General features: G+C 58.1%; 25 protein-coding genes. 10 read left to right on the top strand and 15 right to left on the bottom strand.

Annotated features, from left to right (window positions below; all coding sequences use genetic code 11):
- Positions 1 to 34 precede the first annotated feature (34 nt).
- Both BLT38_RS00885 and BLT38_RS00880 read left to right on the top strand, forming a co-directional pair.
- Positions 35 to 838, top strand: coding sequence for an ABC transporter ATP-binding protein (locus BLT38_RS00885; protein WP_083343488.1), 804 nt, complete (start codon positions 35 to 37; stop codon positions 836 to 838).
- Positions 839 to 903: 65 nt separating this feature from the next.
- A complete protein-coding gene (locus tag BLT38_RS00880; RefSeq protein WP_083343487.1) occupies positions 904 to 1,656 on the top strand; it encodes a metallophosphoesterase family protein in 753 nt (250 codons plus the stop codon).
- Between the two features lie 4 nt (positions 1,657 to 1,660).
- Here the strand turns inward: BLT38_RS00880 and BLT38_RS00875 are convergent, their stop codons facing one another.
- From BLT38_RS00875 to BLT38_RS00865, 3 genes are all read right to left on the bottom strand, one after another.
- On the bottom strand, positions 1,661 to 2,512 hold the full coding sequence (locus BLT38_RS00875; protein ID WP_172838096.1) for a TIGR03435 family protein: 852 nt from the start codon (positions 2,510 to 2,512) through the stop codon (positions 1,661 to 1,663).
- Between the two features lie 7 nt (positions 2,513 to 2,519).
- Positions 2,520 to 3,986 (bottom strand): pyruvate kinase, encoded by a 1,467-nt coding sequence (gene pyk, locus BLT38_RS00870; protein ID WP_083343485.1) that lies wholly within the window; start codon positions 3,984 to 3,986, stop codon positions 2,520 to 2,522.
- A 185-nt stretch (positions 3,987 to 4,171) separates the two neighbouring features.
- Complete coding sequence (locus BLT38_RS00865; protein ID WP_231966662.1) at positions 4,172 to 5,197, bottom strand: YihY/virulence factor BrkB family protein; 1,026 nt, start codon at positions 5,195 to 5,197, stop codon at positions 4,172 to 4,174.
- A 56-nt stretch (positions 5,198 to 5,253) separates the two neighbouring features.
- Here BLT38_RS00865 and bla point away from each other — a divergent pair, with 56 nt between their 5' ends.
- Positions 5,254 to 6,186: a class A beta-lactamase gene (bla, locus tag BLT38_RS00860; RefSeq protein WP_231966661.1), complete on the top strand. Its 933-nt coding sequence runs from the start codon at positions 5,254 to 5,256 to the stop codon at positions 6,184 to 6,186.
- Positions 6,187 to 6,236: 50 nt separating this feature from the next.
- On the opposite strand, the gene BLT38_RS00855 is transcribed toward bla, so the two are convergent.
- The 3 genes from BLT38_RS00855 to BLT38_RS00845 all read right to left on the bottom strand — a co-directional run bounded on the left by BLT38_RS00855 (position 6,237) and on the right by BLT38_RS00845 (position 10,026).
- Complete coding sequence (locus BLT38_RS00855) at positions 6,237 to 7,010, bottom strand: hypothetical protein (RefSeq protein ID WP_083346845.1); 774 nt, start codon at positions 7,008 to 7,010, stop codon at positions 6,237 to 6,239.
- A gap of 68 nt (positions 7,011 to 7,078) precedes the next feature.
- Positions 7,079 to 8,428: an MFS transporter gene (locus tag BLT38_RS00850; protein WP_083343484.1), complete on the bottom strand. Its 1,350-nt coding sequence runs from the start codon at positions 8,426 to 8,428 to the stop codon at positions 7,079 to 7,081.
- 68 nt (positions 8,429 to 8,496) lie between these two features.
- Entirely contained in the window at positions 8,497 to 10,026 is a 1,530-nt protein-coding gene (locus BLT38_RS00845; protein ID WP_231966660.1) for a TolC family protein, read from the bottom strand.
- 220 nt (positions 10,027 to 10,246) lie between these two features.
- On the opposite strand from BLT38_RS00845, the gene BLT38_RS00840 reads away from it, so the two are divergent.
- Complete coding sequence (locus BLT38_RS00840) at positions 10,247 to 10,924, top strand: DsbA family protein (RefSeq protein ID WP_083343483.1); 678 nt, start codon at positions 10,247 to 10,249, stop codon at positions 10,922 to 10,924.
- Between the two features lie 66 nt (positions 10,925 to 10,990).
- Here the strand turns inward: BLT38_RS00840 and BLT38_RS00835 are convergent, their stop codons facing one another.
- Positions 10,991 to 11,272, bottom strand: a complete 282-nt coding sequence (locus BLT38_RS00835) for a hypothetical protein (protein WP_083343482.1) — start codon at positions 11,270 to 11,272, stop codon at positions 10,991 to 10,993.
- 86 nt (positions 11,273 to 11,358) lie between these two features.
- Here BLT38_RS00835 and BLT38_RS00830 point away from each other — a divergent pair, with 86 nt between their 5' ends.
- Positions 11,359 to 11,715: a hypothetical protein gene (locus BLT38_RS00830; RefSeq protein WP_083343481.1), complete on the top strand. Its 357-nt coding sequence runs from the start codon at positions 11,359 to 11,361 to the stop codon at positions 11,713 to 11,715.
- Positions 11,716 to 11,961: 246 nt separating this feature from the next.
- On the opposite strand, the gene ahcY is transcribed toward BLT38_RS00830, so the two are convergent.
- Together ahcY and BLT38_RS00820 are read right to left on the bottom strand one after the other, a co-directional pair.
- Positions 11,962 to 13,398 carry an adenosylhomocysteinase gene (gene ahcY / locus BLT38_RS00825; protein WP_083343480.1) on the bottom strand — a complete coding sequence of 479 codons (1,437 nt, stop codon included), beginning with the start codon at positions 13,396 to 13,398 and terminating at the stop codon, positions 11,962 to 11,964.
- A gap of 132 nt (positions 13,399 to 13,530) precedes the next feature.
- A complete protein-coding gene (locus BLT38_RS00820) occupies positions 13,531 to 14,643 on the bottom strand; it encodes a cellulase family glycosylhydrolase (protein ID WP_083343479.1) in 1,113 nt (370 codons plus the stop codon).
- A 202-nt stretch (positions 14,644 to 14,845) separates the two neighbouring features.
- Here BLT38_RS00820 and BLT38_RS00815 point away from each other — a divergent pair, with 202 nt between their 5' ends.
- The 3 genes from BLT38_RS00815 to BLT38_RS00805 all read left to right on the top strand — a co-directional run bounded on the left by BLT38_RS00815 (position 14,846) and on the right by BLT38_RS00805 (position 17,246).
- Positions 14,846 to 15,307 (top strand): helix-turn-helix domain-containing protein, encoded by a 462-nt coding sequence (locus tag BLT38_RS00815; protein WP_083343478.1) that lies wholly within the window; start codon positions 14,846 to 14,848, stop codon positions 15,305 to 15,307.
- A 96-nt stretch (positions 15,308 to 15,403) separates the two neighbouring features.
- Positions 15,404 to 16,576, top strand: coding sequence for a methionine adenosyltransferase (metK, locus tag BLT38_RS00810; protein ID WP_083343477.1), 1,173 nt, complete (start codon positions 15,404 to 15,406; stop codon positions 16,574 to 16,576).
- Between the two features lie 214 nt (positions 16,577 to 16,790).
- Positions 16,791 to 17,246, top strand: coding sequence for a GNAT family N-acetyltransferase (locus BLT38_RS00805; RefSeq protein WP_083346843.1), 456 nt, complete (start codon positions 16,791 to 16,793; stop codon positions 17,244 to 17,246).
- Between the two features lie 37 nt (positions 17,247 to 17,283).
- Here BLT38_RS00805 and BLT38_RS00800 read toward each other — a convergent pair whose 3' ends face one another.
- From BLT38_RS00800 to BLT38_RS00785, 4 genes are all read right to left on the bottom strand, one after another.
- Entirely contained in the window at positions 17,284 to 17,706 is a 423-nt protein-coding gene (locus tag BLT38_RS00800; protein WP_083343476.1) for a DUF1801 domain-containing protein, read from the bottom strand.
- A gap of 63 nt (positions 17,707 to 17,769) precedes the next feature.
- A complete protein-coding gene (locus tag BLT38_RS00795) occupies positions 17,770 to 18,522 on the bottom strand; it encodes a DUF899 family protein (protein ID WP_231966659.1) in 753 nt (250 codons plus the stop codon).
- A 123-nt stretch (positions 18,523 to 18,645) separates the two neighbouring features.
- On the bottom strand, positions 18,646 to 19,098 hold the full coding sequence (locus BLT38_RS00790; RefSeq protein ID WP_083343475.1) for an SRPBCC family protein: 453 nt from the start codon (positions 19,096 to 19,098) through the stop codon (positions 18,646 to 18,648).
- 16 nt (positions 19,099 to 19,114) lie between these two features.
- Positions 19,115 to 19,477, bottom strand: coding sequence for an ArsR/SmtB family transcription factor (locus tag BLT38_RS00785; RefSeq protein ID WP_047497811.1), 363 nt, complete (start codon positions 19,475 to 19,477; stop codon positions 19,115 to 19,117).
- 207 nt (positions 19,478 to 19,684) lie between these two features.
- Here BLT38_RS00785 and BLT38_RS00780 point away from each other — a divergent pair, with 207 nt between their 5' ends.
- Positions 19,685 to 20,647 carry an alpha/beta hydrolase gene (locus BLT38_RS00780; protein ID WP_231966658.1) on the top strand — a complete coding sequence of 321 codons (963 nt, stop codon included), beginning with the start codon at positions 19,685 to 19,687 and terminating at the stop codon, positions 20,645 to 20,647.
- On the opposite strand, the gene BLT38_RS00775 is transcribed toward BLT38_RS00780, so the two are convergent.
- Positions 20,644 to 22,926: a hypothetical protein gene (locus BLT38_RS00775; RefSeq protein WP_083343474.1), complete on the bottom strand. Its 2,283-nt coding sequence runs from the start codon at positions 22,924 to 22,926 to the stop codon at positions 20,644 to 20,646. The two genes, BLT38_RS00780 and BLT38_RS00775, sit on opposite strands and share 4 nt — an antisense overlap.
- Positions 22,927 to 23,021: 95 nt before the next feature.
- Positions 23,022 to 23,726 (bottom strand): 2-C-methyl-D-erythritol 4-phosphate cytidylyltransferase, encoded by a 705-nt coding sequence (ispD, locus tag BLT38_RS00770; RefSeq protein ID WP_083343473.1) that lies wholly within the window; start codon positions 23,724 to 23,726, stop codon positions 23,022 to 23,024.
- Positions 23,727 to 23,933: 207 nt separating this feature from the next.
- Between ispD and BLT38_RS00765 the strand changes: the two genes are divergently transcribed.
- Entirely contained in the window at positions 23,934 to 24,437 is a 504-nt protein-coding gene (locus tag BLT38_RS00765) for an SgcJ/EcaC family oxidoreductase (protein WP_172838095.1), read from the top strand.

Raw genomic sequence — 24,437 nt, 5'->3', positions numbered from 1 at the left:
TCGAATTGTCTTCCAGTCCCGCTACACTAACGCCATGGCTTTGCTCTCCGTTGAAAACCTGAACATTCGCTTCGGCAACAGCACCGCCGTGGATGGCATCTCGTTTTCCATTAACGAAGGCGAAGTGCTCGGCCTGGTCGGCGAATCCGGTTCCGGCAAATCTGTCACCTCGCTTGCGATCCTGCGTCTTCTCGCTCCTTCTGCAGCGATGACCGGCACCATCCACTTCGACGGCCATAATCTTTTGGAGCTTTCAGAGAAGCAGATGCGCGCACGTCGTGGACGCGACATCAGCATGATCTTTCAGGAGCCCATGACGGCACTGAATCCCGCGATGACCATTGGTGAACAGATCGCCGAAGCCGTCCGCGTGCATCATCCAAAGCTCAACAAGGCAGAAGTAAAGGATCGCGTCCTTGAGTCGTTGAACAACGTTGCGCTTCCCGATCCGACACGCCGCAGCAAGGATTACCCGCACCAGTTCAGCGGTGGCCAGCGCCAGCGCATCATGATCGCCATGGCCGTGGTCAACCAGCCGCGACTGCTCATTGCAGACGAGCCCACAACCGCGCTCGACGTCACAGTACAGGCCCAAATCCTTCGCCTGTTGCGCGACCTCCGCGAACAACACGGCCTGAGCATGCTTTTCATCTCGCACGACCTGGCCGTGACAGCGCAAACAGCCGACCGCGTGGCCGTAATGCGCCACGGCCACATCCTGGAAACCAACACCGCCGCCGAGCTCTTCCGGGCCCCCCAGGACGACTACACGCGTGCCCTGCTGGCCGCCGTGCCCACCATGCACACCGACCGGACACGCCCCCTCGCAACACTCTGACGCGTCCTATCGAACATTGCGATAGCATGGATAGGTTCGCGCGTCCGCGCAGACCCTGTTTCCTGATGCGCGCACTCGTTCTCTCCGACATCCACGGCAATCTTGAAGCACTCAATGCTGTGCTGGAAGACGCAGGCTCATGGGATGCGCTATGGAACCTTGGGGACGTGGTCGGATACGGCGCCAGTCCCAACGAAGTCGTCGACCAGATGAGTCGCCGCGCCACCCAGAATGTGCGTGGCAATCACGATAAGGTCGCCAGTGGCATCGAGTCGGCCGAGACCTTCAACCCATCCGCACGCGAAGCCGTGGAGTGGACACGGGAACATCTTTCCTCGGAATCCATTGAGTGGCTCAAGGTGCTTCCCCACGGGCCCATCAAGGCGGACAACGCCGATGTCTCCCTCGCGCACGGCTCCCCCGTACATGAAGACATCTACATCCTGAACATTCGCGATGCGTGGCAGCCGCTGCAGGTCATGCAGCAACAGGTCACCTTCTTTGGCCACACCCACATCCAGGGCGGCTTCGGTTGGCAGGACGGCCATTGGTTCACCGTGACGCCCAAGTACCTTCGCGGCTCCGGCCCCTGCTGTTGGACAATGTCGATGGACGAAGGCCGCCGCTACCTGTTGAATCCCGGCTCCGTTGGCCAGCCGCGCGATCTGGACCCGCGCGCTGCATACGCCATCTACGACAGCAACGCAAAGACCATCACCTTCCATCGCGTTCCGTACGACATCGATCTGGCGCAGGGCCGCATCCTGCTCGCAGGCCTGCCGGAAAGGCTCGCCAAACGGCTCCGCATAGGCCGTTAGAACTTTAGTTCGCCTCTGGCCGGTCGATGTGATCGATCACAAGCACCTCAACCTCGCCTTTGGAACGCTCAAGCTTGAGTCCAAGCTGTTCACGCAAAGCGGTTGGCAACGACGGATCTGCGGATAATCCTGTCACCGGCTGAGCGTCCGTATCATTCGTCCATCGCAAGCTCATGTCGAATCCGCCCGACAGCCCCGTCACGTCCACAACAACGCTGTTCAGGTCTGTGTTGTAGCTATGCGACAGACTTGCCGCCAAATCCGCGATGGTGACTCCCTTACCTTCCAACCTGCGGTTCGGGCCTTCCTCAGTCCTGTGCAAGCCGCAAAAGGGCACCGCAGGCTTCCCATTGGAAGCCATATCCGGCTGCGCGTCTTTCACGTATGGCTTGCAGCTTCCCTCAACAGAGCGACGAAGCTTGGATGTTCCTTCTGCAACTTTCAACTCGTAACGCGGCAGGACTCTCATCTCTCGATGCGCCTTCAATCCAAAGCGCTCCTGCAGCAGAGCCTGAAGCATCGGCCCTTCCATCTGATTCACGGTTGTGTCGCCACTCGCCTTTGCGGTCACGTCGTAATGTTCCGAAGCCGTCCACGACGGCGCATCGGCCATCTGAAAATCCTGGCTGCTGTATGCAATCAGTAAGAGCCGTTGCACAGAGATGTTCGTCGCCGCAAACCGGCCCGGCGTCGCCTCCAGCAGTGATCTTCCCTCGCCAGTGTTTAGCCGAACCGACGCAACATCAAACGCTGTCTGAGCACGGCCGTACGTCGCACCGCATACAAGCAACACAGCAGCAAAACAAACGAAGCGGAGCCCGTAGGCTCCGCTTCGGATCGAAACATGGATCGACATCTGTCGCCTACGCGTCCGGAATCTCATGCAGCTTCATGAAGTTAGTTCCACCGATGCGGCTGGCCGTTCCACCTACAATGCCCAGCACCTCGCGCGGCTTTGCCAGACCCAGTTCACGCAGCTTCTGCTCAGCCATCTCAATCTGCAGATCGCCGCCGCCGAAACGGTCCACGCGCAGCGGGTACACGCCCCACAGCATCATGCACTTGCCGATAACATCCAGCTCTGTCGACAGCGCATAAATCTGTACGTTGGGACGGTACTTCGACAGCAAACGCGCTGACGTTCCCGACTCCGTAAACACGGCAATTGCCTTCAGATCCAGATCTTCAGCCGAATGCGCCATGCTCTCGCAGATGGTCTCTGCAACGCTGAGCTTCGCGCCCTTGGCGTGCATCGGAAGCTGCGGAGCCGTCGTGGGATCCAGCGTCATCTGCGCTTCCGTCTCCACAATGATCTTCGCCATCATGGCCACGGCCTGCACCGGATACTTGCCCGCTGCCGACTCTGCCGAAAGCATCACGGCATCCGTGCCGTCATACACGGCATTGGCCACGTCGCTGGCTTCTGCACGCGTGGGACGCGGATTGTCGATCATGCTTTCCAGCATCTGCGTCGCCGTGATCACGGGCTTGCGATACGCCAGCGCGCGACGAATGATGTGCTTCTGAATTGCAGGCACCTTCTCCGGCGGCACTTCCACGCCCAGGTCACCACGCGCAACCATCAGCGCATCGGTCTCTTCCAGAATCTCTTCCAGGTTTTCAATCGCCTGCGGCTTTTCCAGCTTCGCCACAATCCATGCGTCGAAGTTCAGTTCCTTCATGCGACGGCGCGTGTAACGAATGTCCTCCGCCGTGCGCACAAACGACAGTGCCAGCGCATGCACGCCCTGCTTCGCGATGAACTCGAGATCTTCCTCGTCCTTCTCAGTCAGCGCGGGAACCTTCACCGGGATACCCGGCAGGTTGATGCCCTTGTTCTCGCCCAGGTAGCCGCCGTTGACGATGTCGCACACCACGTCCAGACCATCGACGCGCGCGACCTTCAGCTCAATCAAACCGTCGGATAGCAGAATCGTATCGCCCGGTCCCAGGTTCTCCGCCAGCGTCGGGAACACGGTGCTCACCTTCTCGACGGTTCCCTTCATCTCGTGCGGCGTAATGATGAGCTGTTTGCCAGCTTCCAGCAGCACCGGCTTGCCGTCGACGAGCTTGCCCGTACGGATCTTCGGGCCCTGCAGATCGGCGAGCAGGCAGATCGGCTTGCCTTCGCTCTCACTGACCTCGCGCACCATGCGGATCAGTTCCGCCTTCTGTTCATGCGAGCCATGCGAAAAGTTCAAACGCGCCACATCCAGACCCGCGCGCACCAACTGCCGAAAGACCTCCGGCGAAGACGACGCCGGTCCCAGCGTTCCTACAATCTTGGCGCTGCGGCCCAGGCCGCCCAGCAGAAAATTACCTTCGCTCATCGTTCTCCAGACCGGACGTATGAAAATTCCCGTCGGCACAGCTTAATTTTTCCCCTCGAAGAAGGGAAACAATCTGTGCATGGGGCCTCTCGCATTATCGGTAACTATACGGATTCCGGCAAACTCGGGCGAATATCGCTCACTCCGGACTGATATCCGCACTCATGAAAAATTCACACACTAACTCAAATATCAAAGACAGTCGGCCCGGCATCGCGTGCAAGCTCCGCATTCAGCTCGGCCCCGCACAGCACCGTTAGCGACGTCAGAAAGAGCCATACCAGCAACACCACGCCCGTTCCCAGCGATCCATACACCTTCGAATAGTGCGTGTATCGCGTGACATAAAAGCCGAATGCCAAGGTTGAGACAAACCACGTTGCCGTTGCAAAAGCTGCTCCCGGCATCACCTCGCGCCAGCTTGGACGCACCGGGATCCCAAAGCGATAAATCACCGCCAGCACGGCAGCCGTCGCGCTCAGCGACGCTACCCAGCGAACAGCATTCGCGGTCCAGTACAGCCCCGAATCCCAACCAGTAGGCGAGTACCGCATCAGAGCCAGCAAGCCGTAGTGACCGAAGATCACCAGCAGGCTGGCCACCGCCATAGGCAACGCAGCAATCGGCACCATCAGGTACGACTGCAACTGCCGACGCAACTGTCCGCGCCATCCCCCGCCCCAGCAGTTCTCCGTCAGGCCGTAAGCGCGGCGAAACCCTTCCATCAGCGTTGCCAACACACCCGCCGCACCGCCGACACTCACAAAGATGGCCGCAAGAAGCACCGTCGTCGATTGCGGCTTGCTGTGCGTGGTGTTGAAGAAACCCGAAAACAGCGGCCACACACTGTCCGGCAAAACGCGGACAGCAAACACTTCAATCTGCGACCGCAGCGGCCCCGTGTAAGGCACCAGCGCAATCAACGCGGCTACAACCGCAATCATGGGAAAGATGGCAAAGATGGCCGAATACGCCGTCGCTTTAGCCGTGTTCAGGCAGTCATGCTGAAAGGCATTCCAGTAGGCCAAACGCACCTTGTCGGTGAAACGCAACCCCTCATTGCCCAGGTCCGCGCCCACCTCCATGGCATGACGATGCGCCGAACGCGCGCGTTGCAATACGGCCTCCGCGGCGCGATTCGTACGTCGCGTGGTCTGGTCAATATCCTCTGAGTCTGTCGGAACCAGCTTTATCTCCTCTGCATGCAACAAACCCGGTGCACCCCTAAAGGATGCGCCCTTGACCAACGAGGTGCAAGCAATCGTAAATGGACTTGTTTCCACATCCACGATTCCGCATGAATGAATACATGCTCACCCGGCGCAGCTTTCTCTCCACGTCCGCCCTTACCGCATTCTCTTTGGCTCTTCCACAAGCCCATGCGGACGAGAAGCGAAACATCTTCCAGCGCCTGCCGCAACAGGTGGCTGCGCTGGAAAGAGCCAGCGGTGGCCGCATCGGCGTCTATGCGTTGGACACCGGCAATGGAAAATTCGCGGGTAACCGCGAGGACCAGCGCTTCCCCATGTGCTCCACCTTCAAATTTCTGCTGGCAGCCGCGGTTCTCAAACTCGTGGACGACGGCAAGCAGTCTCTCGATCAGTCGCTTCCCATCCCGAACAAGCCACTCATCGGCCACTCGCCTCTAACAGAACCGCATGCAGGCGCAACCATGTCGGTCGCTGCCCTCTGCAATGCCATCCTCAACCAGAGCGACAACACCGCCGCCAACGTCCTCCTGGACGCCATTGGAGGCCCTCCGGCCATCACGGCATTCACACGCTCCATCGGCGATGAATTCACACGCCTCGACCGCAATGAGCCGGACCTGAATTCCAGCATCGACCGCGACCCGCGCGACACCACCACCCCCGTTGCCATGGCGAAGAATCTGCAACGCATCCTGTTAGGCAATACCCTCAAGCCTGCATCGCGCCGCCAGATAACCGAGTGGATGGAGAACAGCCTTACCGGCCTCGAGCGCCTGCGCAAAGACATGCCGGAAGGCTGGCGCGCCGCAGACAAAACCGGCTCCAACGGCGAACACACAACAAACGACATCGCCATCTTGTGGCCCATCCATCGGCCGCCCGTCATCGTCACCTGCTACATCACGCAATGCCCCGGCCCAGAGACAAAGCGCGGAGCCATGATCGCTGAAGTTGGCCGCTTTATCCGAGAAGCCATCCTCCTCGGCTAAAAGCGAAAGGGCAGGCGCAATGCCTGCCCTTTCTTATCGATTCACAGCCGTTAGTTAATGCTGACGGCCTTGTTCTTCACAAACGTCACTGAGACCGGCTTGCCGTCGTTGTCGAACAACACAGTGCGATCGCCCACCTGCCCGGGCCCCGGCTTGCTCACCTGCCCCAGCGCAAGATCGGTCTGCAACTCGTTCATACCCTTCTCCACGCGATGCTCGTCCACGGCCTTCCACACCTCAGGCTTCCAGTGCTTGTACAACTCGTGCGGATCGTCGTAGAAGAAACATTCATCGAGGAAGAAGTTATAAAACTTGCCCTCACGATCGCCCACCGGCACGCCCCACAACTTCGCAGGATCGTCCTTGCGATGGAACAGCATGATCACCTGCGCATCGCCCTTGGGAACACGGCTATACACCGACGCAGGCGCCTTCTGCTCAATGAAATTCACTACTTCCAGCGGCTCCGCACCCAGCAACAGCGGCCCGGGATGCGCATAGTCCATGTGCGCTGCCGTCGCAGGATACGCATTCAACTGCCCGGCTGCATAGACCCAGATACGCTTTCCATTCAACTCACGCGCATCCTTCAGATCGGTCTGATGCAGCTTACGCGGCAACACCATCTCATCCGCGGTGTAGCTTTCTTCCACAGCTGCGACAGGCTTCGCAGCCTCATGCCGCGTGCGCCAGATCAGAAACACACGCACCGCAGCCACCACCACCAACAGCAGCGTGAACCACAAAATCAGTTTCTTAATGGAAGGCCCTTTGCTCTCAGGAACATCGTTCCCGGAACCACTGGTAGCTGGAGTATCGAACATGCCCATATCGCAAGCAGATTAACTCAGACTGCAGACCACATTCACCAAGGGCAACAGAAAGCTGCTCTCTAATCGACAGGCTCGCTGTTTGCATAGGCAGCATTCGCCTTCAACAACTCTTCCGCATTCAGCGAATTCACATTCCGCAGTTTGGGAAAGAAGATGCTCCACAACACCGTCACCATGACCGACCCAATACCGCCGAACACCACAGCACGCACCGCGCCGAACCACTGTGCCGTTAAGCCGCTTTCAAACTCACCAAACTCATTGGAAGCGCCCAGGAACAGCCAGTTGATGGCCGACACGCGACCACGCATCGCAGGCGGCGTGCCAAGCTGCAAGATCGTCTGCCGCACGATGACCGAGATGTTGTCACTGGCGCCCAGCACAAACAGGGCCGCCAACGATAGTGGCAGTGACTTGGACAGCCCGAACACCACCGTCGCCACACCAAAGACACCCACCGCCACCAGCATCAACTTACCCGCGCTGTGCCGAATGGGTCGCAGCGACAACGTAATCGAAGTGCACAACGCGCCTAGCGCGGGTGCGGCACGCAGAATGCCCAGTCCACGCGGTCCGGCATGAAGAATGTCCTGCGCAAAGATGGGCATCAGTGACACAGCACCGCCCAACAGCACCGCGAACATATCCAGCGAGATCGATCCCAACAGCAGCTTTGCGTTTCGGACGTAGCGAGCGCCTTCCATCATCGTCTGCAATGACATGGCACGGCTCTCCGATTGCTCCTTGCGCGGCCGCAGCGTGCTCACCAGCACCACAAACGTCAGCATGGTGCACATGGTCAACGCATACACAATGGGCGCACCCGTCCACTGGGCCATCGAACCGGAAAACTGAATGGTGAAGAGCAATCCGCCAATGGCAGGTCCGCTGATGTTCGCAATCTGAAAGATCGCCGAGCCCCAGGTCATCGCGTTCACAAACGCGCCCTTGGGTACAAGCTGCGGCTGAATGGCCGATGATGCTGGCCCGCTGAATGCGCGCCCCGCACCAATGAAGAACAGCATCACGTAGATGTACAGCACATGCCGCACGCCCACCAGCGACATGTACAACAAGATCGCTGTACATATGGCCTGCATCGCGTAGCAGAGAACAATAATGCGTTGGCGATCGTAACGGTCCGCGGCATGCCCCGCCGGCAACACAAAGAAGATGCCAGGCAGAAACAGCGCCAGGCCAGTGCAGCCCAGTAGAAACGCATTATGTGTCAGTTGGTAAATCTGCCACGCAACGGCGACGGACTGCGCCTCGGCACCCATAATGGCCAGCATGCGCGCAAGCTGATAGCGACGAAAGTTACGCGACGAAAACGCCGCGCCTTCCTTACCTTCAGAATCTAACGGGCGTTTGCCGTGGTGCACTTCACTGGAATAGGCGGAGTCGGGCATCCCTGTCTTCTATGGTGACATAGCAAGGACGCACCCATTGCGTCTGCCGTTAGCAGACTACAGAAACTTTAGTCGCCCAGGTAAGTGTCGTACTGCGACTCCACCACGCCAGTGTTACGCGCAAGTTGCAATTTAGCCGTATTGAACTGATACAGCGCACTTACAAGCTGTGCCTGCGCATTCGCCAACGTCGCCTGCGCACGAACGACTGGCAGGTTGTCGTCGATGCCTGCACGATAACGCTGCCGCGTCTCGTCCAGCGCCTCGGCCGCCAGATCCACATTACTCGTGGCATCCTTCACCAGCTCGTCGGAAGTATTCACATCCAGCATCGCCGAACGAATTTGCGCCTCAATGTAGGCCTTCAGGCTATCCACTTCCTTGCGCAGATGCACCAGCCGTGCATCGGCCACTTCGCGGTCGCCACGAATACGTGCCTCTTCGAAGATGGGGAAGTTGATACCGCCCTGCGCCGAGAACACACCGTGATACAAGCCACGCGTCTGCCCCAGGACACCATAGAAACCGCCAAGCGTCACCGCAGGCAGGCGTTCATACTTCACAGCCTTGCGCTGCAATTCAGCAGTCTTCATCTGCGCCTGCAGAGCCAGCAGATCCTTACGACGCTTCAACGCCACCTGATTCGCTGTTTCCAGCGGCAAAGCTTCCAGCTCGTGGTACGGAACCGCATCGGTCAACTGCAACGGCTGATCCGCCGCCAGCCCCATGAGCCGGTTCAACTGCACCTTGTCCTTCTCAAACTGAGCCGTGTTGGCGATCAATTCCTGCTGGCGCGTCTGTCGCTCCACACGTGCGCGCAGTAGATCCAGGTTCGTGCCCGTTCCTGTGTCCTTGCGTGCCTGCGACTGTCGTTCCAACTCAAGATCGCTGGCCACCTGAGACTTCGAATTCTCAATGGAAGCCATGTCCGACAGGACCTGGATGTACTGCGCGGCTACCTTGTTCACCACGTCGCCGCGATCAAGATAAAGTTGCCACTTCGCCACATCGGCTACAGACTTCGAAGCCTTGTACACCTCATACGCGGGCAGGTTGAACAACTGCTGAGAAACATTCAACTGGGCGCCGGTGGTGTCAAACTTCACAATCGTGTTGAAGGTCGTTCCCGGGGGCAGCAACGCGGCCACGGACGACGGCTTAAAGCCCATCGCCGCCAGATTCACTTCCTGGGTATTGGTCTTACCCACGGCAGTCATCGTCGGAATCAGAGCGCTGAACGCCGTCTTCTGCAATCCGCTGATCTGTCGCTGATTCTGCAAATCGACCGAAATCGTCAGGTTATGTTCCAGCGCGATACGCACGGCATCGTCCAGCGAGAGCGCCAGGGGCTGTCCCGTGGAGACCGGCGTCGTCACACCATGACCTAAATCCTGAGGCTTGGCTGCGGCCAAGGCTGCCTGCACCGGCTGCGACACAGCCTGCGGTGCGGGAGCTTCTGGAAGATTCAGCGCATCCGCAACAGGTGGTTGCTTTTGCGGCGCGGGCGCAGTCTGGATGGCGGGTTCCTGTACAGGCGGAACCGGCTGGGTTTGCGCAGAGGCAACCATCGGCGCCGCCAGCACCACGGCGGCCCACATCGGCAATCTTTTTGTATAAACGCTTTCGCTCAAGGCTTTCTGACTCAGGGCCCCGGAAGGGGCAGACATTTCATTCGATTCCCGGAAGGGCCTGACGGTTGCGGAAAGTTTATCGTGCGCCACCTTGCTCTTCAGCGACTTTCCGCCGGGCGATACGTCATAGAATGCAGAACATGGCGCATGTGTGGCCTGTGAGCCCGCGCCGGGAGACCCGAAACCCATGTCGATTCGCCGCACCGTGGCCGCTTCTTTGTTTGCCATCGGCCTTGCCGCAGTACCCGCCGCCCACGCACAGTTCGCCGGAACACCCGATCCTTCCACCTTCCGCGATACCTCCATGCTGAAGCCGCCCGCCGGTCACAAGGTGGCGATTATTGAATTCTTCGACCTCGAATGCCCCGCCTGCCGGAACGCCAATCCCATCATGGAGCGCGCTGCGGCCCAATACCATGTACCGCTGATCCGGTATGACTTCCCCCTCCAGATGCACGTCTGGAGCAAAGACGCGGCCATCTTCGCCCGCTACCTGCAGGACCGTGTCAGCCCTGACATGGCCAACAAGTACCGCGACGACGTCTTCGTCCAGCAGCCCGCGCTGAACAGCAAGGATGATCTCCAGAACTTCACCCGCCGCTGGATGCAGCAGCACGGCCAGGCCATGCCCTTCTCCATGGATCCCAAGTTCGCCGCAGAAGTGCAGGCCGACTACAACCTGGGCCTGAAGCTGAACGTCACCCGCACCCCCACGATTGTGGTGGCCACCGCGAACAAGTGGCAGATCGTCTCCGGTAGTGAAAGCGGATCGAACGATCCCAACCGCGTCTTCGCCATGGTGGAAGGCGCACTCCGCCAGACACAGGGCGCACCGGTTGCCACCAAGGCCGCCGCTCACAAGTAATCAAAGTCACAAAAATAAGGCCCACCCGGACAATTCGGGTGGGCCTTTTCTATTGAAGAAACCGATTTATCGCGGAGTTTCGCCAGCCTTCACTGCCTGGCTATCCGCCTTGTCCTGGGCCTTGGCTGCATCCTTGGATGCGTCGGTATTCAGCGCCTTCTCGCGCTTCTGATCGGCCTTTTCCTGGGCCTTAGCTGCCTTCTTCTGCTGCTTCGACGCATGCTGATCCATATTTGCCTGCGCCGCTGCGTCCTGTCGTGCCTGCTCATTGGTCTGTTGTGCTGCCAGACTGCCTGCAAATGTCAGGGAAAGCGCCAGCAGCGCGGTAGTCATCGTGGTGTGCTTCATTTGGGTTTACCTCCTGCGTGATTAGGAAAGCGCCTCTCTAGTGAGGAGCCACGTTCGATCCCGGTGCACCGGGCTGCGAGCTGGGAATGGTTGTGGACGGTGTCGTCGTTGTGGTGGATGTCGAGGAATTGGCACCCGTTCGGCCAGTTCGACCACTGCCACGCGTCTGGGTGGAACTGCCAGACGGCGTAGTCTGCGTCGTTCCGTTGACGGATGCACCAGAGGGCGGCGTCATCGGCGCGGGCGACATTCCCGGAGTCGGTGACAGGCTGGGCGTGGGTGACCTGCCCGGAGCGGTAGAAGGCGTGGACGGCGACGGAGTCGGCGCTACGCCTCCCGGCGCGGGTTGCTCCGGTAAGGTTCCGGGCGCCGTTGGCAACGCGGGCGCACCTGGCTTCGGAGGGTTGTTCACGCTGGGCGGCCCCACAGGTGCGACCGGCTGACCGGGGGTTGCGGCGGCGGGCGGAGTCATCGTCGTCTGAGCCATGCCGGCCCCGGCCACAAGAAAACTCGAAACGAACAACGCAATGCTTAGGCGCATAGCAGTTCACCTCATCGCAGGCTAGGATGCCGCCCTGTCTGACAGGGAGTCCTGCGTGTGGCCATGCCTACCTATGCCTGAATGCGCCATATTCATGGCACGAAAAAGGGCGCAGCCGAAGCCGCGCCCTTCCACGAACAACAAACAGCTAGTAGCGGTAAGTCTCGGCCTTATAAGGACCTTCTACCTTCACGCCAATGTAGTCAGCCTGCTTCTGCGAGAGTGTCGTCAGCTTCACGCCAATCTTCTCCAAATGCAGCCGAGCGACTTCCTCGTCCAACTGCTTCGGCAGTACATACACACCCACCTCGTAGGTGTCCTTGTTCTTCCACAGATCAAGCTGCGCCAGCGTCTGGTTGCTGAAGCTGTTGCTCATCACGAACGAAGGATGACCCGTTGCGCAACCCAGGTTCACCAGGCGGCCTTCCGCAAGGATGAAGATCGCATTGCCCTTGGCAAACGTGTACTTGTGTACCTGCGGTTTGATCTCCAGCTTCTCTGCGCCAGAGTTGTTCAGGCGCTCCATCTGGATTTCGTTATCGAAATGACCAATGTTGCAAACGATGGCCTGATCCTTCATCTGCTGCATGTGCTCCAGCGTGATGATGTCCAGGTTGCCGGTGCAGGTGACATAGATATCGCCACGACCCAGCGTGTCTTCCAGCGTGGTCACTTCAAAACCTTCCATCGCAGCCTGCAGAGCATTGATGGGATCGATTTCCGTAACAACGACGCGAGCGCCCATACCACGCAGTGAATGCGCAGAGCCTTTGCCCACATCGCCGTAACCGCAGACCACAGCAACCTTGCCCGCCATCATCACGTCCGTTGCGCGCTTGATGCCGTCGGCCAATGACTCGCGGCAGCCATACAGGTTGTCGAACTTGCTCTTGGTCACGGAGTCATTCACGTTGATGGCCGGCACCAGCAGCGATCCCTTGCGCATCATCTCGTACAGGCGATGTACACCCGTCGTGGTCTCTTCCGAAACACCACGCCACTCCTTCGCCAGCTTGTGCCAGTGCTGCGGATCTTCAGCAAGCACCTTCAGCAACAGCTTCTGGATCACGGCCTCTTCTTCGCTGATGCCAGTCTTCGCATCCACAAAGCTGCGGTCACCATCTTCCAACTCAACGCCCTTGTGGATCAGCAGCGTCACATCGCCACCATCATCCACAACAAGCTGCGGTCCCAGACCACCAGGGAACGTCAGTGCCTGGTACGTGCACCACCAGTACTCCTCCAGGGTCTCGCCCTTCCATGCAAAGACCGGCGTGCCCGTCTCTGCAATAGCAGCAGCCGCATGATCTTGCGTGGAGAAGATGTTGCAGCTTGCCCAGCGAACATCGGCACCAAGGTCCTTCAACGTCTCGATCAGCACAGCCGTCTGAATGGTCATGTGCAGCGATCCGGTCACGCGTACACCCGCCAGCGGCTTGCCTGCAGCATACTTCGCACGGATGCTCATCAGGCCGGGCATCTCCTGCTCGGCAATGTCGATTTCCTTACGTCCCCATGAAGCAAGCGATAGGTCAGCGACCTTGTACGGGAGAACTTCTTCGGGTGCGATTACGGCTGTAGCCATGTGTCGTGAAACCTCGTGAAAAGATAATGCGTCACTGCCAAGGTTAGCACTAGACGCCCTACAAGTTCTGTAAACAACAAACGCCGTGATCGCAGAGGATTCCCTGCAACCACGGCGTTCGCGCTTTGCTCTCTACTGCATGCCCCGGCCAGTCAATTGCCGAATCAACTCCGCCTCATGCTGACGATAGGGCGTGCCATCCGCATGAAACACATCATGGAACCAAAGCACCGGCTGATCCATCACATAGGGCTTCTTCCATGAGTCCCACGGATAACGCGTCTGCGTCTTGCCATCCACAAGACCCCAGTTGATGGCACCCACGTGATACTGCTTCGCAATGGGCAAGCTGTTATCAAACGTGCTGCCCGCACCACGCGCCATGTACTCCGTGCAGATGATCGGACGGCCATACTGCTGCAGTTCCTTGATCTTCGCCTCAAACTCCTCAGGCCATCCGTAGTTGTGGAAGCTGATCACGTCAGACTCTTCAAGCTGAATCTTCGCGGTCGACTTCAACTTCCCGGGATTCCAATCGTCATGCCACACACCGCTGGTCAACGGCTGTATCGGATGCTCGCTACGCGCCCATGCAAACGCCTTGGGCAGGTAGTAATCGATGCGCGCTGTTTTGTTCGCAATCACACCGTACTGCGGCGTGTCGTTATCCGGCTCATTCCAGATGTCCCATGCCAGGATGCGATCATCCTTCGCAAACGCACCAACAACGCCCTTCACATACGCTTCCAACTTCGGCTCATAAGCAGGATCAGTTAGGCCTTTACGTCCCGGGCTCTGCACCCATCCCGAGTTATGCACTCCCGGAATCGGAGGATGCTGCGGTCCCAGCTTTGGCTCGGGGTCCCACACAGAATCAAATAGCACCAGCATCGGCTTGATGTGATGCTTCGCGCAGATGGCCAGAAACTCATTCAGCCGCTTCTTGAACCCCTCAGGATCCTGCGCCCACAACTGGTCATGCAGGAACACGCGCATGGTGTTCATGCCAATGCCTTCAGCCCATCCCAGTTCCTTGTCATTCAGCGCCGGATTCCACGTTGCTGCCTGGAACATTTCAAGCTGGTTAATGGCATCGGAAGGCACGTAGTTCGCGCCCACCAACCACTGCTGCTTGGCATACCAATCCTTTGCTTTGTCAGCGGACCAGCGCTCCTGGGCACGTGACGAAATCACCGAAACAAGTACGGCAACAAGAAGAACGAACAACAAACGGCAAGCTTTCACAGCACTCTCCGAGCGGAATTTCTTAGCTCACCCTTATATCGCAACCCGTTTTGACCCTGCTGGCAATATCAGCCGTTCCATTTCAGGTTCGGTAATAGGCTTTTTATCTGCCAGTATCTTTGGTTTTTAACGGGTTACATGTAGCATGACGGCGTAGCGTCAGTCGCAAACTCTGCAGAGTACATTACGAGCATCGGAACGCATGCCATTCGGTCAGGAACTCAAGGAGCAGCGCGAATCGCGCGGCATCTCGCTCGACGAGGTCTCAGTCTCCACGCGTGTCTCCTTGCGCCACCTTCAGGCGCTTGAGGGAGACCGCTACACTGACCTGCCCGGCGGAGTCTTCAATCGTGGCATCGTTCGTTCCTACGCCAACTTCTGCGGACTTGATGTAGACGAAACCGTCCGTCGCTTCCTGGACGCCATGCGCGCCAAAGGCCTCGATACCAACGGACACGAAGACGACTGGCGTGAACTCGCCGAAGCCGTACATCGCAGCCGCGTCACGGATGCCCCGGCCCGCCGCCTGCGCTGGCTCGGCGTCGTGGCTATGTTGCTCATTGTCCTTGCCCTTGCCGCCGGTGTTCTATGGGTTCTTGTGCGTCGCGGCATCGTGCATCTGCCGGAAAAGAAGTGGGTTCCGGCCATTTACAGAACGCACTAGTACTCATTCCTTCCTTAATCAGCGTTTTCTGCATCCATGCGCGTTAAAATGGATCGAATATCTATTCCTCGCTGCAAGCGCCTCAAGGAGCAGTTTTTGTCCACTCGCGATCGTTTCCTCTTTACCTCTGAGTCCGTCACCGAAGGCCATCCCGACAAGATTGCCGACCAGATCTCCGACGCCATCCTCGATGCCTGCCTGGCACAGGATCCGTACAGCCGCGTTGCGTGCGAGACTCTCACCTGCACCGGCCTCGTCGTAGTTGCTGGCGAAATCACCACCAAGGCCTACGTCGACTTCCAGAAGCTCGTCCGCGAGACAGTTGCAGGCATTGGCTACACCCACTCCGAGTACGGTTTCGATAGCAACACCTGCGCCGTCATCTCCTCCATCAACTCGCAGTCGCCGGACATCGCCATGGGCGTGGACACGGGCGGCGCGGGCGATCAGGGCATGATGTTCGGCTATGCAACCAACGAGACCCCGGAGCTGATGCCCACCCCCATCTCGCTGGCACACAAGCTGGCCGCACGCCTCACCGAAGTGCGTAAGAACGGCAAGCTCGGCTACCTCCGTCCCGACGGTAAGAGCCAGGTCACTGTGGAGTACTCCGCTGACCACAAGCCCGTGCGCATCGACGCAGTCGTCATCTCCTCGCAGCATGACGAAGCTGTCACCACCGAACAGCTACGCGCTGACATCCTCGAGCACGTAATCCAGGCTGTCCTCCCCGCTGAGCTTCTCGACGCAGACACCAAGTACCACATCAACCCGACCGGCCGTTTCGTTGTCGGTGGCCCCATGGGCGACTCCGGTCTGACCGGCCGCAAGATCATCGTGGACACCTACGGTGGCATGGGTCGTCACGGTGGTGGCGCATTCTCCGGTAAGGACAGCACCAAGGTTGACCGTTCGGCTGCATACATGGCGCGCTACATCGCCAAGAACATCGTTGCTGCCGGCCTCGCAGACCGCGCAGAAGTTCAGCTCGCATACGCCATCGGCGTAGCTGAGCCGGTCAGCGTTCTGGTTGACACCTTCGGCACGGGCAAGATCTCCGAAGGCGAAATCACCAAGCTCGTCCGCGAGAACTTCTCGTTGACGCCGAAGGCCATCATCGAGACGCTCGACCTGCGCAAGCCCAAGTTCCAGGCCACCGCAGCCTACGGTCACTTTGGCCGTAGCGGCGAAGGCTTCACCTGGGAGAACACGGACAAGGCCGCAGCTCTCAAGGCCGGTGCCGAGCAGCTCGCAGGAGCAGCCCGCTAAATCGCTGTCACCCAATCAGGGCGGCAGCTAAGCCGCCCACCAAGCCAAGTAAGGGCGGCCCACAGGCCGCCCTTCTTCTTTTCACCAACCAACAGAAGTCTCTCAACCACAAGCGAAGCTCATACGAACGAAGCGTCATCCTGAGCGAAACGAAGTGAAGCCGAAGGACCTGCATTCTTTTCGCACTACTGCAATGCTGAAGGAGACCACAGAGATGTCCACCATCCGCCAAGCCACCGTCGAAGACACGAAGCTCATCACCGAACATCGCCACGCCATGTTCACTGCCAATGAGTTCGCAACCGAAGAGCGACTGAACACGATGGACGCCAACTTCGAACCGTGGGTACGCGATCGCCTTGCCGATGGCCGCTACGTGGGTCTGCTCCTCGAAGAAGAAGGCGAAGTAATGGCAAGCGGCGGCATCTTCTTCGGCGACTTCCCGCCGCACTATCTCCACACGGAAGCGGGCCGCCCCTATTTACTGAACTTCTACACAGCAGACAAAGCCCGCGGCAAAGGCTACGCGAAGCGTATCCTGGAGGCAGCCACCGATCTATGCCGTGAACTCGGCTACAAAGTCATCACACTGCATGCCTCGCCCTTCGGCAAACCCATCTATGAGAAGGCTGGCTTCAACCAAACCAACGAAATGATGTTGAAGCTCTAACGAGTTGCAATGCCTGGATCGCTCGAGATCAGCACGCTTACTCGCGATCCAGGCCATATTGAATTGCGGCTTTCAGTACATCCATTTTTATGTCTGAGAGTGTTTTGAACTTAATGCAATATCCCGTAATGCTTGCTTTGCCAAGTTCCGGACCAAATGTCTGGGCGAGATAGTTTTTGTCACTTATGCCCATGATGTAGACGGAGATGCCTGTCGTATTCGCACTCAGTCCAACTTGATAGAACTCTCTGGTTTTTCCATTGGCATAGGGAATGTTCTGCGAACCATAACCAATGTTTGGGTTTGAGACAGTTTTTCCGTGTTCGTCCTTCCCATCCAGAAACCGCAATTTGCAGGTGGGCTTCAGCGCCAGAATCATGGAATGCAGTTGTTGTATATCGCCGCGTTTGGGCTCTGGCTGCGCGGCGATATACTCCTGAATTTGCTTCTGTATGTTCATGCAGTCGCTCCCTGACTTAGAACATACCCTCCACTCGTGATCGCGCGTCGATCTTGCTCACTCTTACAGGTTAAGAAGTACCGTCGCGTTATCAACAACGTTCGACCACTTCGCATCTTCTTTCCCGTAAGCATCATGCCAACGCCACCACTTATACGGTTCCGTTTGCGGATAACCCTCAGGCGAATCTTCCCAAAGTTCCTGCCGTCCCAGCGGAGTCACGTCAAGATAGCTCCACACATTCCCCATCGCTTCATCGCCACGGCTATTCACCCAGTACGTGCGGAAGATTTTGTCGTGCTCATCGCGAAAGAACACGTTGTGGCCATGCCACTCATCCACACCGAAGTCCTTATCGAAGTCATCCGTAATGGTGAACCAGGGAATCGCATCCCATCCCATACGCTGCTTCAGCGTGGCAATGTTCTCCTGCGATCCACGCGATGCATACACCAGCGAGGTGTCGCGTGCATGAAGGTGCAACAGGTTCGAAACCTGGTCTGCCCCCATCGAACAACCAACGCAGGCATGCTCCGGCCAGCCATAAACATTCGAGTCGTAAAACGCGCGATACAGCACAAGCTGCCGCTGTCCATCGAATAGATCCAGCAGTGAAACCTTGCCCTGCGGCCCTTCGAAGACATACTCCTTCTCCACTGCAAACCAGGGCATCCGACGGCGTGCCGCTGCCAAAGCGTCGCGTGAACGAGTGAATTCCTTCTCTTTCACCAGCATCTCCTGCCATGCGTTCTGCCATTCTTCTGCAGAAACCACGGCGGGTTTCTTCATCTGCGCAATCTGCTCATTCGTTGTCACCGTTCACCTCCTGTTTGTGCGTCTTTGAGTTCCAAATTTTTACAGCAAGCGCGGAAGCTCCTCCCGCAGATGCAACACCCGCCGCAATCCATACCGCAGTCGAAATGCAAAAGGGACACATGGCTATTTCCTCGCTCGTTCCGCTACAGCCTCGCGAATCCGTTCAATCATGTTGCTCCAGCCGGCATCCACGCCACGTTCCTGATCGCCAACCCAGCCCATCGCACGATGACGAAAGCGCATCACAGTTTCGCCATCCTCTTCTGTAAGCCGATACTGCAAATTCGAAACCGCAGGGTTGGACATGAAAAGAGGCCCCGAGATTTCAAGCAACGAAGGCGCCTTGATGGCCTGCACATTTCCCCAGAAGTGACCAGAATCATTGCCCAGATCGCGGTACCACCGTCCTCCGGGCCACGCCTCCAATACCATCGGCATCGGCTTTTCCGGAGTGGAATTAAGCGGTCCCATCTGCTCCAGAATGGTCTCGAAGACGATCTCAATCGGAGCCGCGATTCGTTCTTCCTTAACGATTTCAAAGGCATGCAAAACGCCTTCTATAACTGTGGCTGCCATTGCTCCCCCTTTGGGTTTACTTCTTGTCTTTGTCGATACGAATCAATCTCTCCAGCGCCTTCTGCTCGGCACGCTGCTTGATCTGATCCACCTGGTGCGTCCAGTAACGTTCGAATTCCCGCACCCAGTCATGCACCGGCTTAAGCGCCAAGGCATCGAGACGATACATGCGGTGTTGTCCGCGTTTGACCACCGTCACCACCCCGGCCTTGCGCAGGGCGTTCAGGTGTTTTGAGACGGCAGGTTGAGCCATCTTCATCCGCAGCACGATCTCATTGACGGCATACTCCTCGCCATCCGCAAGCACCGCAACAACCTCTCGCCGCCGCGGCTCGGCGATGGCGCTGAAGACATCCGCAGAATGTGATCTCCGTGTCATGGCAAGAATATATTCCTATATCGGAATATATTCCAAGGGTTTTTGCAGAAATATTTTTGGGCAAGCTTCCAGTGCGCCAACGAGATGCTGAAACTGACGTAGTAGCAACGCGGATACCTCCGGCACGATGCACAGGCCACGGGCGTAGCCTGTGCTGGTGCCGCCGCGCATCCCGCTGCCGCACCACTCCACACATCAGGTTTTCCCGTGAGCCGTCTGCGTTCCGCACGTCTGTTGCTCCTTTGCCTCGCCGTCTTCACATGCCTGCCCATGCTCAGGGCGCAGGCCAACACGTGGCAGCCATCTCCCGGCCACACACAAATCCCCATCTGGCCCGGAAAAATTCCCGACGCACTGCCAGCCAAGGGTCCAGAGCGCATGGAGACAACCACCGACCCGAAGTACTTCATTGGTGGCAAGCCATCCAGCGGCATTGAAAACGTCTCGCGACCCACCATGACGGTCTACTCACCCAAGTCCAACAACACCGGCGTTGCCGTAGTCGTATTCCCCGGCGGCGGCTTCATGGAACTCGCAATTGACCTGGAAGGTACAGAGGTCTGCGACTGGCTCACCACGCATGGCATCACCTGCATTGTGTTGAAGTACCGCGTACCCGCGCCGCGCTCAGCCCCATACTGGGGTGCGTATCCCGGATCCCCCATGGCGCTCGAAGATGCGCAACGCACCATGGGCCTCGTTCGCCAACATGCGGCCGAATGGAAAATCAACCCACATAAGATCGGCGTGCTCGGCTTCTCAGCAGGCGGTTATATGGTCGCAGGCATGAGCGTCCATTTCGACAAACGCATCTACCCACGCGTAGATGCCGCAGACGACCAAAGCTGCCGCCCCGACTTCGCCGTTGCACTCTACCCCGGTCATCTCGGCTTCAAGCGAGGCACGCTGGAACTGAACCCGGACATCGCAAGCCACATCACCGCGCAGACACCGCCCACGTTCCTTCTTCAAAACGAGAACGACAACGTGGACAGCATCTGGGACGCGCTCAGCTACGAAGCCGCACTCATCAAAGCCAAGGTGCCGGTCGAGTTCCATTCCTACGCAGAAGGCGCGCACGCCTTCGGTCTGCGACCAACAAAGTATCCCGCAACGGCGTGGCCACACCTCGTTGAAGTGTGGCTGCACACCATCGGCATGTTGAACTAGAACGTCACATTCACCTGTTGAGGCGTTGCGCTCGCCTTGAATTCCAGCAACAACGTGCCGCTCTCTCCCTTACCAGGCGTGAGCGGCTTTCCATCCACCGTCACACTCTTCGCAGCACGCGGCAACATCAACCGCACAGCCGTCACGTCATGCTCATCACGAGCATCAATGTTCGACACCGCAAAGCGTAGCGAACTCGCAGTCACCTGCTCATCCGTCACCTTCGCACTCGCGGCAAGAACATGCGCTTTGCCTTTGGCAACAACAGAAGGATCAAGCAACAAACGCCGCTCTCCCTCTGCCACCTGCGGGTTCTGCACCAGTTTCAAATGCGCGTCGAACAGATCAACATACTCGCCACGCAACACCGTAGGAGCAGGCGTTGTGTGCGGCAATACAACAGCCTCTTCATGCGTCACATTGCTCGTATTGTTCTTATCCAGTGAAGCAACAGCGCTGTTCGCAACACGCGTAATCGCACGCTCCGGTGTGCCTTCCGGTCGATCAAACCCAGAGGCAATCACAAACGGCCCACGCCGCAACACTAATGCCGATGACTCACGCCAGGGCAACTTCACCTGTGCCGCAGCTTCCTTCGCCACGGCAAGCACCGCATCCGGCCCCTTCACATCCTGAGCAATGGCAGAAGGCGAAACCTTGCGGAAGATCACCACGCCCTTGCCCACACGATGCGTGCCTTCCTTCGCTGCATCCAGACCAAGCGTGCGGAATAGCAAATCGCGGGGAATCACCTGCGTCTTGCCGTTGTCATTCCACCAGTCCTGCGCGTGGTTGTAAGGATCACCATCGTTATCCATCACAACCAGCGCACCACCAGCCTTCACCCATGCAGCGATCGCATCATGAAACTTTGGCGACGGCGGCTTCTGTCCCTCATAGGTAAGAAACAGAACCTTGTACTGCTTAAGAAAATCCGCTGCATCCTTACCGCGATACGTGCTCTCAATCTGCACTGGTTCCACAGGAACACCGTGCATCACCAACGGCAGCGCCATGCCATAGAAGTTGCCTAGGTCAGCATCGGAAGGCAGTGGCTTCGCGCGTTGAAACATCAACGTGTCACTCACCAACACACCAATGTTCTGCGTGCCGCTCACCTGCCACTTCGCCGTCTGTCCCTGCATCTGCCCCAACGCATGAAACACAGTCTGTAACTCCGTCTCATACTCCGCCGGAATAAACGTGCGCTGCGGCTTCGGATTTGCTTCCGTTGGTTCCGTAGAAGGACGCAATGCCTTCGGCCCGAAGATACGATCCGGCCAAGGCAGAATTTCGTAGCTGCTCACCTCTGGCTGCAACAACGAAGCCACCAGCGTCGACTCCCAATTGCGCTTGTAATCAATCCACGAATGATTGGGATTATCTTCAATGGGATCGTTCAGGTACCAGATTCGCTTGCCGCTGGAACGCGCAATGTTCTGCAACGCGCCATACTCCAGGAACGCCGTCTCAAACGTGCGCTCTGCCTTCACGCCCTGATACACATTCACCGCGCGGCTCGTACCCGTCCACACCTGCGCAATGTATCCATCCGCACCCACATCCAGCAGCGACGACTCCGGCGAAACAATCTGCCACTGCGCATAGTTGATCAGCGAATGCGTCGCCACATAACAAGGCACAACCTTGCCATGCTCCTTGCCCCACACACGCACCGCAGCAAACACCTGCGCCAACGCACGCTGATACAGGAAGTACTTCAACTTGCTCGCGCGATACTGCGCATCCGGCGACGAGTCCGGCGCAATCCAGGGCTCGTGATAATAAGCCGCCCACTCACGCTTGAATGATTCGCTCCAACCCGCGCGAGCCCAGAACTCCGGCTCCTCAAGATAAATAGCTTCAGCACCCGCATCCAAAGCGCGCAGCACACCACGGCTGAGATACTTGCCATAGCTTTCCGAAGGCGCAACATATGGCACCTCTTTACCGCCATGCAGAATCAGCTTGCCGCTGGACTCCTGCTGCGTCTCGTCCCAGTGTTCTTTGCCATCAAACTCGCCACGCAGATAGTCGCCATACGTACCCCACGCAACGCCAGTCATCACCGTCACGCGGTAGCCATGGTCCTTCCATGACTTGATGCGATCCGGCATGCTCTCGCTGATGCCATACACCATCACCGAGCCAGCCTCCACGTTCACACGCGGTGACCAGCCGTTCTGAGTCTGAAAGATCAAACGATCGTTCGCCTGCGGAACGGTTTGCGCAAACGCAGTCGAGGCAACAAGGAGAGCAGCAAGAGCAAGTGTCTTCATGGGGTCGTGGCAATGGTATCGCGAGCAGCCGCGTCACCACGCGAATCATCCATGGCTATTCGCGCCACAATCGTTCGCGCGTAGCGTTAAAACGCTTACCTGCGAGCCTTCAGATAAAACTCGGCAAGCTCCAGATCGCCCGGCTGCGTAATCTTCAGGTTCGTTGACGACCCCTGCACCACAGCCACGGTGATACCCGCACGCTCTAGCAGACTCGCCTCATCCGTACCGGCAAAGCTATCCACCTCAGCCTCATCAAACGCACGCAACATATCCGCATAACGAGCGCCCTGCGGAGTCTGCGCCTGCACCACACGTTCACGCGGCACAGTGCCAGTGATGATCGCGCCATCTGCGGTGCGTTCCACCAGCTTGATGGTGTCAATCGCGCCCACACCCACAATCGCCGCGCCATGCTTGGCAATCGCTTCAATCGTGCGCTCAATCGTGGCAGGCTCAATCAACGGACGCACCGCATCATGCACCAGCACAATATCGTCATCACCAGCATCCAGCGACCGCAGCGCCGCAGCCACTGACTCCTGCCGCGTCTCGCCGCCGGTCACCACGCGCACTTTGTCGCCAAACCCATACTGCTTAAGCTGAGCACGAACATGATCAATCTCTGTCGCACGCACCGCCAGCGTCACAGTCGACACATTCAGCTTGTCCGCAAACGCGCGAACACTGTGGATCAGAATCGGCACACCGCCGAGTGAAAGAAACTGCTTGGCGCTGACACCGGACACAGCCATGCGCGTGCCCAAACCCGCTGCCGGAAGAATCGCATGAACAACCATAGGATGTGCAGTATAGCCCGTTAAGGTGCGGAGGCGCACAAACGCCTCCGCGTCTCCAGATCAAAACACTGCTGAAATCTACAAAATCGGCATTTTTATGGAACCGCAGCGAAATCTACGCGTATCCCATTTCATCTGCGTGTACGCTGACCTTTTTCCCTCCAGCAGCGATTCCGCCCCCAATTCATGCATTTTTCTGGAGAAGCTATGAACAGCATCCTGGCCGCCGCAGCATTGCTGCTGGTTCCCGCCTATCTTTCACCCGCTGCGGAAACATCCGCACCACTCACCTCCACAGAACAAATCCAGCAGATCATCGCGCATCAACTCGATTCGTGGAACCGTAACGACGCCGCAGCGTGGGCCTCGGACTACTCCACCCTCGCCACCTTCATCAACGTTCGTGGCGATGTCGTCAAAGGCCGCGAAGCCATCGAAAAGATTCACGCCTTCATCTTCCAAGGCCCATACAAAGGCACGCGTCTTTCCGCTTCGATCGACACCATCGAATACCCTGCGCCGCACGTCGCCATTGCGGACATCACCAGCGAAGTTAGCGGATTTGCCACGCTACCGCCGGGCCTCACGCCCACCGAACCCGGCATCTTCCGCACGCGCCTGAAGTACATCCTGGTGGAAGAAGCAGGAACATGGCGCATTGCTGCAGCGCAAAACACCGCCGTCTCCCCCACTCGGATGGACGTGAAGTAG

Origin of the sequence: Terriglobus roseus (assembly GCF_900102185.1) — a bacterium.
GTDB classification, from domain to species: domain Bacteria; phylum Acidobacteriota; class Terriglobia; order Terriglobales; family Acidobacteriaceae; genus Terriglobus; species Terriglobus roseus_A.
Note: the sequence above shows the minus strand (reverse complement) of the source record. Positions and strands in the feature narration are given on the sequence as shown.